Here is a 16,139-nt window from a genome sequence, read left to right as displayed (position 1 = left end):
CTCTATTTTAGAAGGTTTATCGTGAAAATCTTTTCATATGAAGGGGAAGCTCCAAGATGTGTTTGATATAACGCAACCTGAACTGCTTCAAAATGCTTATCCTCCAAATTTGCTATCTGGCGAACGCTCTCCAACGAAAAGGGACTATCCCCCTCGAATTTTCTTGCCAGCGTAATATGAGGCTTGAACGGCTTTTTATCAAGTTCAAAACCCGCTTCGATACAAGAATTATAGACTTTCCTTTGAATGGCAAAAAGCCGTTCTTGCTGCTTGACGCCTGCCCATAGGATCCTTGGGCTCCCACTCTTGCCAAAACCGCCGATATCGCCGAGTTCCAAGCCGAATGAGGCTTCGTTGGCAAGCTCGTTTTCCACACGCCTCAAAGCATCCTCTTTCAATGTATCGGGAGCATTGCCCAAAAATGCTAGCGTAATATGATAATCGGCTGGATGCAGCCATTTCTTAAATGGAAAGTCTTGCTTAAGTTGTTCCGTAACAGCATGTAAATAAGCCTTAATATCATCAGGCAATACTAAAGCAAAGAAAAAATGAGTATTCATAGTCACTTACATTCCTTCCTGTTTTCCCTTTAATTTTACCATAATTCCCATTCATATACCTTTTCTTGGGCATCCTATTGAATATTCCCTCCATCAGGAAAATCCCCAATCTACCATACTATGTACGAAGGGTCGCTAAAACGAAAAATACAGCAAAAATAAAAAAAAAAAGGACCAAAAAATTGGTCCTTCCCTGTCATTTCTTCTTTTAGCTGAACAGTGTTTCGTAAAGCAGGAACAAGTTCAGTCCTATGATTAGTACGGCTATAAGCCAAGCGACGCTTGAGGTGATTTTATGATTGACCAGGCGGCCCATGATTTTTTCATTGCTTGTAAACATGATCAATGGCACTAAGGCAAACGCGATGCCAAACGAGAGTACAATTTGGCTCATCACAAGGGCTTTGGATGGGTTCACTCCCCATAAAATTATGAGCAGGGGCGGAACGGTGGTAATGACCCTTCTTAAATAAATCGGTATATGCCTTTTAATGAATCCTTGCATGACTACATCACCTGTCATTACACCAACGGATGAGCTGGATAAACCGGCAAATAATAATCCTATTCCAAAGAGCATCGCGACTGATGGTCCAAGTATCGCACCGAATTGTTGATAGGCAACATCCAAGTCCTCTACAAGTATTCCATTCTTATGAAATAGTGCAGCTGAAACTATGACCATGGCGGCATTGATCGCGCCTGCAATCAACATGGCGATGACAATGTCAATTAGCTCAAAACGATAAATCCTTTTTCTTTCCAAATCGTTTTTTCCGACTATTCTTCTTTGAGTCAAAGAAGAATGAAGGTAGATCGCATGAGGCATAACGGTGGCTCCAAGCATACCGGCCGATAGCAAAATACTGTCCACTCCTTCGAACTTTGGAGTGAAGAGTCCTAAAACAACGGCAGAAGTGTCAGGTTTTGCATAAAAAACTTGAGCGCCAAATGCTATCACAACGACAAATATCATGACCGTGATCAGAGCTTCGAAAGTTCTATAACCTCTGCGCTGGAATTCCAGAATGGCAAAGGAACCAATTGCTGCAATTATTGCCGATGTGATAAGCGGTAAGTCAAATAGCAAATAAATCCCTAGTGCAGCTCCTATGAATTCAGCTAGGTCGGTTGCCATTATAACGGCTTCGGCCTGAATCCATAATAAGAAAGATGTTTTTTTCGAAAACTTTTCCCTGCATAGCTCTGGAAGGTTCTTTCCAGTTGCTATTCCCAATTTAGCTGATAATGATTGGATTAGCACAGCCATTAAATTGGATGCGAAGATCACCCATAATAACGTATAGCCATATTTTGATCCGGCTGTAATATTGGTCGCATAATTCCCTGGATCAATATAGGCAACAGCCGCTATAAAGGCAGGCCCTAGATAAGGAAGCAGATTTTTTATTCCTCTCGAAGAAGATTGATGCAACACATCGGACATATCTACGTCAACTCCTTTTTATACGCAACTCAAATTGTTGCGACAGGTAAACTTTTTAGGTTATTAGCAAGTATATTCCTGGTTTTTGAAAATGTCAAAAAGTGAGGATTGCATATAGATTTAATTAACGTAAATGGGGATTCGGTGATGGCCAGCTGCTTCCGGCTACACAGAGTAAAAACCCCTTTGCCACTAGTGGCAAAGGGGTTTTAATTTATTTAACGGAACCGCATTGCTTCTCGATTTCCCCGGAAAACAGTTTCTGCAGTCTTTTGGTTATCGGACCGGGTTCCCCGGCTGCAATCGATTGGCCATCGATATTAATAATTGGTGTCACTTCAACGCTTGTGCTTGTATAAAGGACTTCGTCGGCTGCCATCATGTCCTCGACGGTGAAGGCTTCCTCGACATATGGAATCCCATGTTCAGCGCAAAGTTTCAGCATCACCTGACGGGTAATTCCATTCAGGATCAAGTTTGTGGCCGGATGCGTTTTAAGTAGCCCATCCACCACGATTGAGACATTTGACGAACTTCCCTCCGTCACCGTACCATCACGATGCTGGATGGCTTCATCACAGCCGGCTTCTACCGCTTGCTGTTTAGCCATTATATTACCCAGTAGATTTAAACTCTTGATATTACAGCGCATCCAGCGTATATCGTCGGTGGTAACAGCCTTGACCCCTGGCTTGATTTTCCCTGTATAAGGCATTTCCTTGGTATAGGCAACAAAGACCGGTTCCACCTCAGCAGTTGGAAATGAGTGTGTACGCGGAGATACGCCCCTTGTCAGCTGCATATAGACGATACCGTCCCTCAGTTGATCTTCAGCGATCAGCTCTTCCATGCGGGCTTTGATTTCCGCTGCAGTAAAGGGAACTTTCATCTGTATCAACTTCGCACTGTCCATCAGCCGGTTCAGATGCATATCCCCCGCAAATAATTCGCCATTATAAACCCGGATGACTTCATAGACGCCATCTCCGAATTGATATCCCCTGTCTTCAATATCTAGCTTTACTTCGGACCTGCTTTTAAGGTCGCCGTTAAAAATGATTTTCCCCATGTCTTACTCCCTCTTTGCCTCTTATTTAGCCAATTCTTGAATGGCACGTGCATAAATGGACGTAGCCTTAAGCATATCTTCAATATCAATATATTCATCTTTCTGATGCGCAATGTCTTCGCTGCCAGGGAAAAGCGGGCCAAATGCAACGCCTTCTTTCAATGAACGCGCGTATGTGCCGCCGCCAATCGAAAGAAGTTCAGCTTCATCACCTGTCTCCGCTTCATAAACTGCCTGCAACGTCTTAATCAAGAAGCTATCACTGTCCACATAATGTGGAGTTGAATGCGAATTGGTTTTCACTTTCAAATTATATGCCGCAAGTCTTTCTTCCAATGCCGCCTTTTGCTGTTCCCACTCAAACGTCACAGGATAACGCATGCTGAAACCAATCGAGCTGTCGCCTTGTTTGGAATAATTGAAAACGCCAGCATTGACCGTCAATTCTCCTGTTTGCTCATCCGAATAAGCCACACCTAAATTATTTCCGCGGGAATCTTCAAACAAACGATCCTTTATGAAAGTGAAGTAGGCTTTCGCATGCGGATCAAGAGTAAGATCAGCTAAAAATACAGCTAAATGCAGACCTGCATTCTTTCCATTTTTCGGTTCCATCGCGTGTGCCGAGACACCATTCATCTCAAGCAGCACTTGATTTTTCTGCGGAACGGCCTGGCCCCTCAATGAGTATTTTTGCAAATAATCCTGATAGTTTGCCGCCACTTCAGCAGGGTTGGCCGCTTCCACAATGGCCGTAGCAAAATCCGGTACCATATTCGTCCTTCGACCTGAAGAAAATTCCATAACATTCACTTCAGAATTCGTGCCATTTCCTGCATCGGCAGGGTGTATAACCGAGAAATCCCAGATTCCTTTTTCCGCACTGATGATTGGGAAGTCAGCATCTGGTGCGAAGCCGATCGATGGCATTTCCTCCACTTCAAAGTAACGGTCAACGCAGCGCCAGTTCGATTCTTCATCGGTTCCAATGATCATCCTCACACGTTTGTTCAAAGGTTCTCCCATCTCCCGGACCAGCTTCATCGCATGATAAGCAGCCATCGTTGGCCCTTTATCATCGATTGCCCCGCGAGCATATATGCGGCCATTACGGATTTCAGCGCCGAACGGATCCGAACTCCAGCCATCTCCCTCAGGTACCACGTCGACATGGCATAATATCCCAACTAACTCCTCGCCTTCACCCATTTCGATATGGCCAGCGACATTATCGACATTTTTAACAGTAAAACCGTCTTTTTCGCCCAATTGAAGCATGAAATCAAGAGCTTCCTTCACCCCTTTACCGAATGGGGCCTCCTCTGTCGGATGTTCTTCATCCAGTACACTTTTTATTTTCAATAAGTTTTGTGTATCCAGTAATAAGTCCATTTTACGTTTTTCAACTTCTTCTCGCCAATTCAATTCACTCAAAATACGACAACTCCTCTTTTATATATATTTTTCATTTTATCACTTTTACTACCTGATTCGCCAAGCGTTGCTACCTATTCTTCGTATTCCCGTATTATCGCCAACATCAAACTACCGATAAAATTCCCTGCATTTTAAAAAAACACCCTCTTTTATTAAGGCTGTTTTCGCATACTTTGTTGCTATTCACCAAGTAATGCGGTGTGGTTGATTTCCCCTCCATTGCCCGCTTTCCGCGGGGCGGACGGTGAGCCTCATCGGCGTGAATGCCTGTGGGGTCTTACCTGTCCCGCTGCTCCCGCAGGAGTCTCGCATTTCCGCTCCAATCAACCTTAAATCGTTTCGAAAACAACAATCTTTACGAAAAGAGCTTTTATTAAAAAGAAGATGATTTCATTAGACTATCGCCATCCATAAGCTTTGTTACTTTTCGGTTCAGCCTTGGGATGTATAGAGCTAAAAAAACGGACCGTCCTAAACTGAAAGCCAGGAATGCAAGCCATAATCCATGATTGCCATGATTGCTGACCGCTGTGAATTGGACAAGTAGAAAAGCCGATAATGCAAGGAGCATTGAGTTCCTTACTGGGACGGCTTCTGTCGCACCGGTAAACACTCCATAAAAAATGAGGCCGATAAAGGCACTGAATGGGAATAGGACTATCCAAAGTCCATATTCATGGGCCAGTTCGATGACGCCGGAAATGTCCGTGAAAAGGAGAATGACCTTATCGCTGAACAGATAGTAAGATGCGGCAAGTATGACCGAAGCATACAAGCCCCACCGCGCCGATAGTGAGAGTGTTTTTTTATAAAGGTTTATATCTCTCGAACCAATCGCCTTCCCGACCAGAAGACTCGACGCGTTCGCGAAGCCATCAAAACAATAGGCCATCAGGTAATGGATTTGAATGAGTACGGCATTTGCCGCCAGTGTCTCTGTCCCGAAAGTGGCTCCCTTGGCCGTAAAAAGATTGAAAACCGTGATCAGGCAAATGGTCCTGATGAATAAATCCCTGTTGACCACCATCATTTTTTTCAGGGAAGCCCGATCGAACCCCTCCCGGAATGAAAACGAATCCGGTACGTTAACCGCTTTCCTGATCACCCACAAGCCCAGAAAAAAAGCGGAAATTTCTGATATCAATGAAGCCGCAGCAACCCCTGATACAGACCATGAAAAGCCATTTACAAAAACGAGGCATAAGACAATATTGATCACGTTCATGAAAACTTGAATGAACAAAGATGTTTTTATCCTGGATTTCCCGATTAACCAGCCTAAGATGACATAGTTCAATAATGCAAAAGGCGCACCCCATATCCGGATGCCGAAATAATCTGCGGCAAAGGCGGAAACGTCCGATTCCGGACCGATTGCGCCTAACGAGATATTCAAAATGGGTTTTTGAATCACGATAAACAGCAGGCCGATGATCGCTGCAATGAAGAAAGGCCGAATCAAGGCCATCAGGCTTTGCTTTTCATCCCGTGCCCCCTCCGCTTGTGCAGCGAAGGCAGATGTACTGACCCGTAGAAAACCAAAAAGCCAATACATCGTATTAAAAATTATGGTTCCGACAGCCACCCCGCCAATATAAGCGGGATCACTCAACTTTCCAACCACAGCCGTATCGACCGCACCGAGCAAGGGCGTACTCATCGTCGAAATCGTAAGCGGGATGGCCAAGGAAAGATACGCTCTGTTATTCATAAAATGATGACCTCCTATGTACATGAAAGTTCTGAAAAATCAGAAATGGAATGGCATTATAAAAAATTGTATTTAAAGTACAAAAAGATTGCAGTATTCAATTTTAATTACTAGAATTGAATATATGGTGCTCCCCGGCATGCATGGGATGCCTCTACAAGATTACTTGTGAATCATTTCAAATAGAACGGGTAAAGCTAATTAGATATTGATAATTTACGGTTTCAATAGTAGAAGCTTGAAAGATTGATACCGCTTTCAACCCGCAGCAGTTATGGGAAGTCCCTTTTTTCACAGGCATACATGTACTTTCTTTTCCAGCAAGAAAAAGGATATTCGCAAGCCGGAAAATAAAATTCTTGACAGATTCTTGAAGGAGTTATAGTATTGCTCGTTGATAATATAACTTTTGCACTATGTTTGAACATAAATTCATCGTTATAACAACTAATTAGGAGTGATCATGATGGGAAGATTGACTAATAAAGTAGCCATTATCACCGGGGGAGCATCTGGTATGGGCCGGGAAATGGTAGACCTATTCACAAAAGAAGGAGCACAAGTCATTGCTGCTGATATCAATGAAAAAGCTGTAGCTGTTGTGAATGAACTGAATAATGTCCATGGAACTGTACTTGATGTATCTTCAGACGAAAGCTGGAAAAAGGTGACGGATGAAGTTATCGCTAAATTTGGCAAAATCGACATTTTGGTAAACAATGCCGGTATCTCAACAGAAAAAGGCATCAACGATACGACTTTGGCCGATTGGCAGCTAATGTTAAGCATCAATGGCTTTGGACCATTCCTTGGAATGAAACACGTTATTCCTCATATGGCTAAAGAAGGTAAAGGCGCAGTTGTAAACATTTCTTCCTTCACTGCTCAAATCGGAATGGGCTTGAACTCTTACTCAGCTTCAAAAGGGGCCGTTCGTGCTATTTCCAAGGCTGCCGCAACGCAATATGGCCGCATGGGCGTCCGTGTCAATGCCGTATTCCCTGGTATCATCGAAACACCGATGACTCAAAAATTGGAAGAGTCAAAAGAGTTAGTGAACCAAATGATCAAAGCGACTCCATTACAACGTTTGGGTCAGCCGGCGGATATTGCAAATGCCGTGCTTTATCTAGCATCCGATGAAGCTTCATACGTAACTGGTGCCGAGCTTGTCATCGACGGCGGATACTCAGCTCAATAATTAAAGGCAGAAATGGAAAATCCCGTTTCTAAAGATCCAGAAACGGGATTTACTGATTCACTGAAGGAATTTGGTAAGTTGAAATGAGTTACGTTAACACACCAATAAAATAACCAAAAGTCGTAAATACCAAACACCAGCTGAAAGCACCTGCTCCTGCGAAGATAAAGTACTTTCGTTTCCCCATCCCATTCATACCGGAAATGTAACTGGCGAAGTGACGGACTCCTGGGATGAAATAGGCTATGATGATGGTCCAAGGACCGTATTTATTGAACCATTCCTCCAACCTCTCCAACCTCGCTGGGGTCATTTTGATCCACTTACCATGCTTCCTCAAAAAAGGTTTCCCCACCTTTTTTCCGATGAAATAACTGACAAGCATCCCGGTTATCGATCCAAGGAAACTGACAAGGAATGCTCCCTGGACATTCAAAACGGAAATGGATGACAAATAACCGACAAAAGTCATCATGAACTCATCAGGTACCGGCAAGCCAATAATCCCAATGGCCAACAGTCCATATATTGCAAAATAACCATAGTTTGATATTAAGTCTTTTATTATATCCATCTAAAGTACTCCATCTCAGCACCCTTTTTTAAAGTAATCCATTTTCTTACACGGGCCTGGGTAACGTGATTACTCTTTTTTAATAGGATAACCTAATTTAACCCAAATGAGTTGGTTTTCCTAAAAAAAAAGAGAAAAAAAAAAGAATGGACACGTTTTTTGTTGAAATACCTGTATAAAATGCTATTCAATCGAAATGAAAAACGGCAACAATAAAGCGGACTCTATACCTGAGTCCGCTTCTTCTTAATTCACAAGCTTTATTTCATTGATTGGCCAATACACTAGATTCGCCTTGCCGACAATTTCATCGACGGAAATCGTGCCTATTTCACGGCTATCCAAACTATTTTGGCGATTATCCCCCATAAGGAACAACTGGCCTTCCGGCACTGTCATGCTGCCTGTAATATCTTCTAGCTTGAAGGATTCAGTCAGCGGCACCCCTGCCATCTGATTCTTATATTTGTCCAAGTAAGGTTCTTCATAAGCTTTCCCATTAATATAAAGCGTATCATCTTTATATTCAATATGGTCACCTGGCAAACCAATTACCCTTTTTATATAATCTTTATCTACCGTTGCATGAAAAACGACAATGTCAAACCGGTCTATATTATCGATATTCGTTCCAAACTTAGTAAGAACAATTCTTTCGTGGTCTTGCAGAGTCGGCATCATTGACTCACCGTCCACGACAATCGGTGCAAAAATATACGTTCGAATTAAAAAAGCTAGAATGACTGCAATCAATATCGCTTTTATCCATGAAAAAACTTCTTTTCTTTTTTCCAATCGAAGTCCCTCTCTCTATTTTTTATTCATGTCATTATATCATAAACCTTTAATGATCACGTCATGTAAATACCCACATTTTACACATTGTAAGTCACTTCCATTTTTCATGCTGGCTTTCGATGCTTCCCCACTCTATTTCCCTGCGCTGCATCTTGCCTGGACAAATCGCATTATATGTACCGACTTTCTCATTTATTTCATCAATTCGTTTCATTAATTCAGACTCAGTTCCATTCATTTTTTTCAATTGAACCAATCCGGACAGCTCTTCCCGAATATCTTTTTGCCATTTTATCCAAAGCGGAAGGTAGCCGGCTTCTTTGGCCTTCGTCAAGAAGTTGTCATATATATTTCCCGATAGCGCCGACTCCGGAAGCGGTTTTCCAAAGCCGGGATTATTCTTCAGCCCGCGTCCCTTTCATATTCCTTAAAAATCTGATCCATCCAGTTCACATGCCCGTGTTCTTTGCCCATAAACATTCCCCCTTCAGATCACTTCTAGTTACATGTATTTACAATTATAACATTTTTATCAACACAGGCTCCACCCCGGAGAATCAATCGCTGAACACTTTCTACTATTATATAGGCACATCTTTCAGCCAAACACATTCAGACAGCAAAAAAAAGGATCCCCCTATTGCGTAACAGGTTCCCTTTTGAGGTGAAAACATTGCAAATCGCATCATATTTTTTGTCACTAATATCAATGGAATTCTCTGATTAAATAACGTCATTAAACGCAAAGAAGGGATAGCTTAATGGCTATCCCTTAAATTCTATCGACTACCTTTAATTTAATAAATTTGCTGTCTATTTTTATAGCTCTTTTCGTAAAGATTATTGTTTTTAAAACGGTTGATTGGAGCGGAAGTGCGAGACTCCTGCGGGAGCAGCGGGACAAGTGAGACCCCACAGGCGTTCACGCCGAGGAGGCTCACCGCCCGCCCCGCGGAAAGCGAGCAATGGAGGGGAAATCAACCACGCCGCATTACTTGGTGAATAGCAATAAAGTATGCGAAAACAGCCATTTTTACTGAGTGTCTTCGTCGCTTTTATACTCCAAAATCTCACCTGGCTGACAATCTAAAGTCTTGCATATCGCTTCTAATGTTGAAAAACGAACCGCTTTTGCTTTTCCATTTTTCAGAATGGAAAGATTCGCCATAGTAATTCCAACCCTCTCCGAAAGCTCCGTTACGCTCATTTTTCGTTTTGCTAACATCACATCAATATTAATAATAATTGCCATATCCTCCACCTCAAACCGTCAAATCATTTTCTGATTTTATGTTAATCGCTTCTTTTAGAAGCCGTTGGAGGACAGCAGCAAAAACGGCGATAACCATAGAGGCGAAAATAATGACCAATCCGATTGGTATGAAACTTGGAGGGTCAACTCTCTTCCCCATGAGATAGTAAAGCGGCATACCTAGCAGATACAAGGTACTGATGGTGATGGCACAGTATTTTATATTATTTAAAGCTTTTACCGATAATTCCGAGAATGCTTGGTTCTTATCAATATAGCTTAAAAGTTTAAAAGCCTGATACAGAGCAAAGTAAAAAGGAATCGCGGCTGCGTACATATCAATTAAAACGAGAGATTTCATATAAGCCATTTTTGGATACAATTCTCCAGCAAAATCCCCAATCTTAGGCACTAAAAATATGCACAAAGCGAGAATTGGGATTCCGATAAGAATAACAGCCATCTTCAAAAAGAGTGTTGTTCCTCGTTTCATAAAGTGCACCTCACTTATTTAATGTCAGTTTTGACTTTACTACATAATTTATTGTTTTACAATAAATTAGTATTGTTTTTTATTATATTATTATTGTTATTAAAGTACCCTTTTAATTTTGACAAAAATAAAAAGCATTTCTCATTACAAAGAAATGCCCTTACTTTTAAATGTTAAATTTACAACTAATTCCAAATAGTTCAATAAAGGAAATCAACAACGAAAAATAACAGAACCTACTTAAAATAAATAATAAACCTTGTAATTCTCCGTTAATTTCCCACTGTACAATAATTATTTTTATTTCCATATTCGAGAATTGGTATGTGCAATCAAGATTGAATTTTAATAAAAACATCAAAGAGTGTAGTAATATCAAGGAAATAAAAAACGTGAATTCATGGTAAAAATGTATTGTGAAATTGACTTTTTTCCTTCTATTTAACAGTGATTTTCCGTTTTACTTCTGCCTTGTTCTTCGATTTATCCGTAACGGTGTAAGTCAATGTATAGGTGCCTTTTTTCTTCGTATTCACAGTCCCTGTTATTTTGATCTTACTTGTTAAACTTCCATCAAGATTATCTTTCGCGGATACACCTGATTTAGGATTGAATGACGAGTTATAGGCAATGGTTTTGCTTTTTGCACCGGAAATGACCGGCTTGGTGCTGTCTACCGTAATCTTTCTTGTGACTGTCGCAGTATTTTTCGATGAATCAGTGACTGTATACTTTAATGTATACGTTCCTTTTTTCTTTGTATTCACCGTACCTGTCACCTTTATTTTACTAGTCATGTTGCCATCCAGGTTATCTTTCGCGGATACGCCTGATTTAGGGTTGAATGTCGAATAATAGCCGACGGTTTTACTATTGGCTCCCGAGATGACTGGCTTGGTGCCGTCTATCGTGATCTTTCTTGTGACTGTCGCTGCATTTTTCGATGAATCGGTGACCGTATACTTCAATGTATAGGTCCCCTTTTTCTTCGTATTCACTGTACCCGTCACTTTGATTTTACTAGTCAAGCTGCCATCGGCATTATCCTTGGCACTCACGTTTGTTTTTGGATTGAATGAAGAATTAAGTTTGATGGTTTTATTCCCGGCACCGGAAATCACCGGCTTGACTTTGTCATAAACGGTTATTTTCCTTATGACCTTGGCAACATTCCCAGCTTTGTCTGCTACCGTATAAGTCAAAGTATAGGTGCCCACTTTCTTGGTATCCACCTTACCTTCCACACGTATGGCACTCGTTAAGTCACCATCTTTATCATCCTTCGCCTTTACGCTGGTTTTAGGATTGAAAGTTGAGTTGAATGGTATCGATTTACCAGTTGCTCCTGAAATTACAGGTTTATTCGTATCCTTGATGGGCACAACACCCGATGGCCTATTGGATATGTAAGCCGATGAGATATATCCCTTGATACTCTTGTCTTCCGTTTGTACGGGGTAAAAGACAAATTTATTTCCTTTAGATTCGTGATAGTCAAAATTCCCTGTGATGATCAAGCTTGTATTGGGTGGCACAAGTACCGCACCTGCCGTAGTGCTTATTTCTTTCCTGATATTCGCTCTGGATGTCGTCAAAACTTTGTCTCCGGCCTTGAACCAATAAACAGAGTCATGCGTTTGGTCTGTCAGTGTGTATTCAAGATTTTTAAAGATGATATTTTCGGTGCTTTCCCGATTATATTGAAAGTCCGTTGTTTTGACTGGATATTTGGCCAGTTTTGTGCCATCCAAATAACTTTGTTTTTCTATCTCGGCAAAAACCTCCTCTTGATAGGCATTCGGATTTATTTTCCCGTTTTCCTGGTAAAGAGGACTGTTAACCGGTTTTGTCCCGTTGTATGCCATGACAGGGAAATACCAATTTTCGATGACCCTTCGTCCTGCACCTTTGATCTTGGGCAAATCCCTTCTTGAATACATGCCATTCAACACCTCGACGCCTGCCTCGATATTGTAGACTATATCATTTTCCAGCTTTTTCTGGTCATACCCACTTTTATCGGTAAGCTGCATTAGACCGATACCGCCATCGCCGGATTTATTCGGTGTACCGTCCTCATTAAACTGCCTCCAATCCCCGTTTTCCTGCGTAGCCACCGCTTTTACCACTTCAGGAGGGATTTCGGCCTCTATTGCCGCATTCGTCAGTAAGCAGTTAATTTGCTTATGGGAAGGATTTTCATTGGATTGAATCTTACCGAATGATGAACACGCATTGGTTATTCCAGACTCCGCAAAAGCCTGTCCATTGAACAAACCGAGCGTTAAACAGGTCAGTGCCCCAACCTTCATTAAAGGTATCCTCATTGATTGAAAACTCCAGTCTATTTATATTTAAATCTATAATAATAGTAACATGATAGACTGGTGATTGCAGGTATAAATAGGAATATCCCCCTAAAATATCCGCACGGCACAAAGGAGCTGACCCGCATTTTCGGGTCAGCTCCTTTGTTTTCAAATTACACTATGTATAGTGTCGGATCATACGATCACTTCCACCGTTTCCCTCGGCTTCCTTACAAGGCACATGATACCCGGTATGATGAAGAAAAAAAGCGGCCAAACATGAAAGATCGTCAGAATGCCCGTAATGATCAATAAGATACCGGCTCCCTTCGCTTTGCCGCCTTTTAATAGAAAGATAGAGATCAAACCGCCCGCCAATGCAATGAACAGCGATATGATTCCAGCCCATAGTATGCCCATGAACAACTTGATCGACATATCTACCTCAGACGAGGAAAACTCTGAATCTGTCATTAAAGAGTAGTCCATCATTTCTTTCATATCGATACTGTTGAGATAAACGGCCGCTATGATCGTCATGATTAAAAAAATCACAGCGATACCCACGCCTAAGATACTTAATACGAATTCCCATGTCCGTTTCATTTACTTCGCCTCCCTGGAAAAGTCACGTATATATAATACCCAATCTGTGCAGAAATAAAAGACTTTTATTCCTTACTCCCCAAAATCTTATGAACGTCCAATTGGTAAAGCTGACCAACTCCATTCCCTTTTTTCAATCGATCATATAATTCATCTCTTTTACTTTCCAGGTTAATCATCTTTGTCATATGTTTTATAAAGAAACGGACCGCCTTCACAATCATTACGAAATAACAGAACCAGCAGGGCAATGTAGAATAATTGCCATAAAATATCGCCCATATTAAACATGAAATCACCCTACAACATTTCTACGGGTATGCATCACGAATCCCCTCCATAGGAAATAGACTCTGTTTTCATCAGAGCCTAAAAAACATTCCTATTCAAGATCAACTCCACCAATTGTTCGACAGACGGTTCCTTCGGCATCATGTCCAATGTAAATCCATAGTCTTTAAGTCTATTGCCGGTACTTTCCCCGATTACCCCGATGAGGGCTTGATTTAGCAGCCCTTCAACATCCACGTCTGCCTTTTTCCCATATTGCATCAGCATATCAACTGAATGCCGATTCGAAAATAGTACCGTTCCGACAGCTATCCCTTCCAGCATTCTCGGAAGGATTTCAAGAAATCTTTCATCGACAGATTTATCGACTGATTGAAAATAGTCTCCGTCCCCATGAGCAGGGTCTCTTTGATCTCTGTTTCGATCACCAACAACCAACAAGGTTCCGGCTTCCGACATCTCGGATTTGAGCTCGGCCATCAGTCCCCGTTGCTGTAAAGCCTTTTTCGATTTCCTTGATAACACATAAAGTTTAGAAGAAATCCGGCGGAAGTCAATAGCATGTTCAGTGAGTGAATCCAAGAATCCATGGACACTTTCGGGAGAAGTGAAGAGAATCCGATCATACAAAAGTAAAGAGAGCAGCTGTCTTTCATCTATTTTCACTTTGGCCGCTTTCCATTTAGGAAACTCGATGACTTCGCCGCCAAGTTCATGCAGGGTTTCTGCCAAGGAACTTTTTGCCGTCCCGGTCCTGGCCACTAAAAACCGTTGCCCAAAGAGTGGCTTCTTTTCGAACCATTGCAGTTTTCCCCTTAGTGAAATGATATCCCCGACCAAGGTGATCGCAGGATTGCCAAGCGACCTTTCACTTACCCTTTCGACGATATCATCCAAAGTCCCCTCGACACTTTCCTGTCTTCCATAAGTGCCCCATTGTATGACGAGTGCCGGCGTATTCCCCGGCTTTCCATGATTGATCAAATTTTCACGGATATGCGGAAGGTTGGCTACACCCATATAAAAGGCAACCGTATCGATGCTTTTCACAAGCCCGTTCCAATCCATATCCTTCTTCGTTTGGTCATGGCCCGTCACCATCGCAAAGGAACGTCCATAATCCCGATGCGTGACAGGGACTCCCGCGTACATGGATGCAGCAATGCTGGACGTAACCCCCGGAATGACTTCGAATGGGATTCCCACATCTTTCAACGATTCGGCTTCCTCCCCTACTCTTCCAAAAACGGAAGGATCCCCGCCTTTCAAGCGGACGACCCGATGCCCTGCCATTGCTTTGGAAACAAGAAGCTCATTGATTTCCCCTTGACTGATGCCATTCGTATAAGGTGTCTTGCCACAATATATCAATTCACAATCGAGGGTGGCAGCCTCCAACAGCTTTGGATTAAGCAATCTGTCATATAAAATGATGTCCGCTTTTTCAATCGCTTTTTGACCTTTTACGCTAATAAGGCCCACGTCACCCGGACCAGCACCCACAAAATAGACCTTGCCCTTGGTCATGCCGAATTCACTCCTATCTGCTTGCTATTCCCTGATAATATTTCACCAGCTCCACCATTGCACTGCCCATCCGCTGATCTTCAGGATATATGACCCGCTCGATCCCTTCATCGATTATCACCTGCGCCGTTACCTTTCCGACCGCAAGAGCAATTACATCTGATGCAAACAGGTCGGTTATCTTATCCTCCGCACCTTGTTCACGGACAAAACTCATTAAATTTCGCGGCTGCGGTGCACTTGTGAACACAACCGAATCGATTTTGCCTTCAAGGATTTCTTGGATCAGCTGTTGCATCGTTTCTTTTTCAGGCGGTATATGTTCATATGGCAGGATTTCTTTATGTTCCACTTTTTGTTCATCCAACCAGTTCATCAAAAGAGGCGCCGGATCGCCGTGAAGCTGCAAAGCGACCTTTACACCTTCAGGCAGATGGCCTTCCAGATTGCGAACAAGCCCTGCCGTACTGCCATCATCATCCCGGATTAACGGCTGCAGGCCAAGCTTTTTCAGCATATTCACCGTTTTATAGCCCCTGGCTGCAATTTTCATGGACTGTAAAGCTTCAATGAAACGATCTCCCGCTTCCATCTTCACTGCCGTTTTATATAATAATTCCGTCCCCACTCCCGTCGTCAGGATGATCCAATCGAACTCCCCTGCCATCAACCGGGTGACATCCTCTTCCAAATGGGAATCATCCAGGAATACCGTCCCCTGTGCCGGGCGAACGAGCGGGACTCCCCCAAGATTTTGAACGATTTTACTAAGTTCCTCCGTCTTCCTCGCTCCCAATAAAGCAACGGTCCTGCCATTAAGCTTACTCATCCATGCCCCTCCTATATGTACATTCAATTAAATCC

15 protein-coding genes are annotated in these 16,139 nt (G+C 42.4%); 1 reads left to right on the top strand and 14 read right to left on the bottom strand.

Going from position 1 to position 16,139, the window contains the following annotated elements; all coding sequences use genetic code 11:
• Positions 1 to 2: 2 nt before the first annotated feature.
• The 5 genes from thpR to ACQKFG_RS12140 all read right to left on the bottom strand — a co-directional run bounded on the left by thpR (position 3) and on the right by ACQKFG_RS12140 (position 6,224).
• On the bottom strand, positions 3 to 560 hold the full coding sequence (gene thpR, locus ACQKFG_RS12160) for an RNA 2',3'-cyclic phosphodiesterase (protein ID WP_427559715.1): 558 nt from the start codon (positions 558 to 560) through the stop codon (positions 3 to 5).
• Positions 561 to 768: 208 nt separating this feature from the next.
• Positions 769 to 2,007 carry an Nramp family divalent metal transporter gene (locus ACQKFG_RS12155; protein WP_192206101.1) on the bottom strand — a complete coding sequence of 413 codons (1,239 nt, stop codon included), beginning with the start codon at positions 2,005 to 2,007 and terminating at the stop codon, positions 769 to 771.
• A 214-nt stretch (positions 2,008 to 2,221) separates the two neighbouring features.
• Positions 2,222 to 3,076: a D-amino-acid transaminase gene (gene dat / locus ACQKFG_RS12150; RefSeq protein ID WP_349727810.1), complete on the bottom strand. Its 855-nt coding sequence runs from the start codon at positions 3,074 to 3,076 to the stop codon at positions 2,222 to 2,224.
• 21 nt (positions 3,077 to 3,097) lie between these two features.
• Positions 3,098 to 4,510, bottom strand: coding sequence for a dipeptidase PepV (gene pepV / locus ACQKFG_RS12145; RefSeq protein ID WP_427559220.1), 1,413 nt, complete (start codon positions 4,508 to 4,510; stop codon positions 3,098 to 3,100).
• Between the two features lie 376 nt (positions 4,511 to 4,886).
• Entirely contained in the window at positions 4,887 to 6,224 is a 1,338-nt protein-coding gene (locus ACQKFG_RS12140; protein ID WP_427559217.1) for an MATE family efflux transporter, read from the bottom strand.
• Positions 6,225 to 6,690: 466 nt separating this feature from the next.
• Between ACQKFG_RS12140 and ACQKFG_RS12135 the strand changes: the two genes are divergently transcribed.
• Positions 6,691 to 7,425, top strand: a complete 735-nt coding sequence (locus ACQKFG_RS12135) for an SDR family NAD(P)-dependent oxidoreductase (protein WP_427559214.1) — start codon at positions 6,691 to 6,693, stop codon at positions 7,423 to 7,425.
• An 88-nt stretch (positions 7,426 to 7,513) separates the two neighbouring features.
• Here the strand turns inward: ACQKFG_RS12135 and ACQKFG_RS12130 are convergent, their stop codons facing one another.
• From ACQKFG_RS12130 to ACQKFG_RS12090, 9 genes are all read right to left on the bottom strand, one after another.
• The gene (locus ACQKFG_RS12130) at positions 7,514 to 7,999 is read right to left on the bottom strand and encodes a DedA family protein (protein WP_192206106.1); all 486 of its coding nucleotides are present in this window, start codon (positions 7,997 to 7,999) and stop codon (positions 7,514 to 7,516) included.
• A 246-nt stretch (positions 8,000 to 8,245) separates the two neighbouring features.
• Positions 8,246 to 8,794, bottom strand: a complete 549-nt coding sequence (gene lepB / locus ACQKFG_RS12125; protein ID WP_192206107.1) for a signal peptidase I — start codon at positions 8,792 to 8,794, stop codon at positions 8,246 to 8,248.
• A gap of 94 nt (positions 8,795 to 8,888) precedes the next feature.
• A complete protein-coding gene (locus ACQKFG_RS12120) occupies positions 8,889 to 9,131 on the bottom strand; it encodes a hypothetical protein (protein ID WP_427559209.1) in 243 nt (80 codons plus the stop codon).
• 699 nt (positions 9,132 to 9,830) lie between these two features.
• Positions 9,831 to 10,049: a helix-turn-helix domain-containing protein gene (locus ACQKFG_RS12115; RefSeq protein WP_283915419.1), complete on the bottom strand. Its 219-nt coding sequence runs from the start codon at positions 10,047 to 10,049 to the stop codon at positions 9,831 to 9,833.
• Between the two features lie 10 nt (positions 10,050 to 10,059).
• The gene (locus ACQKFG_RS12110) at positions 10,060 to 10,542 is read right to left on the bottom strand and encodes a DUF2975 domain-containing protein (RefSeq protein ID WP_427559204.1); all 483 of its coding nucleotides are present in this window, start codon (positions 10,540 to 10,542) and stop codon (positions 10,060 to 10,062) included.
• Between the two features lie 437 nt (positions 10,543 to 10,979).
• Positions 10,980 to 12,869 (bottom strand): immunoglobulin-like domain-containing protein, encoded by a 1,890-nt coding sequence (locus ACQKFG_RS12105; protein WP_427559201.1) that lies wholly within the window; start codon positions 12,867 to 12,869, stop codon positions 10,980 to 10,982.
• Between the two features lie 177 nt (positions 12,870 to 13,046).
• Entirely contained in the window at positions 13,047 to 13,457 is a 411-nt protein-coding gene (locus tag ACQKFG_RS12100) for a DUF4064 domain-containing protein (protein WP_260285479.1), read from the bottom strand.
• Between the two features lie 369 nt (positions 13,458 to 13,826).
• On the bottom strand, positions 13,827 to 15,275 hold the full coding sequence (gene cobA, locus ACQKFG_RS12095) for a uroporphyrinogen-III C-methyltransferase (RefSeq protein ID WP_427559198.1): 1,449 nt from the start codon (positions 15,273 to 15,275) through the stop codon (positions 13,827 to 13,829).
• A gap of 13 nt (positions 15,276 to 15,288) precedes the next feature.
• Positions 15,289 to 16,104 carry a uroporphyrinogen-III synthase gene (locus ACQKFG_RS12090; RefSeq protein ID WP_342614310.1) on the bottom strand — a complete coding sequence of 272 codons (816 nt, stop codon included), beginning with the start codon at positions 16,102 to 16,104 and terminating at the stop codon, positions 15,289 to 15,291.
• Between the last annotated feature and the right edge of the window lie 35 nt (positions 16,105 to 16,139).

It is taken from the genome of Peribacillus sp. NPDC076916 (genome assembly GCF_050269675.1).
GTDB classification, from domain to species: Bacteria; Bacillota; Bacilli; order Bacillales; family DSM-1321; genus Peribacillus; species Peribacillus aracenensis.
The sequence above is the reverse complement of the archived record's forward strand: the minus strand, read 5'-3'. Positions and strand labels throughout refer to the sequence as shown.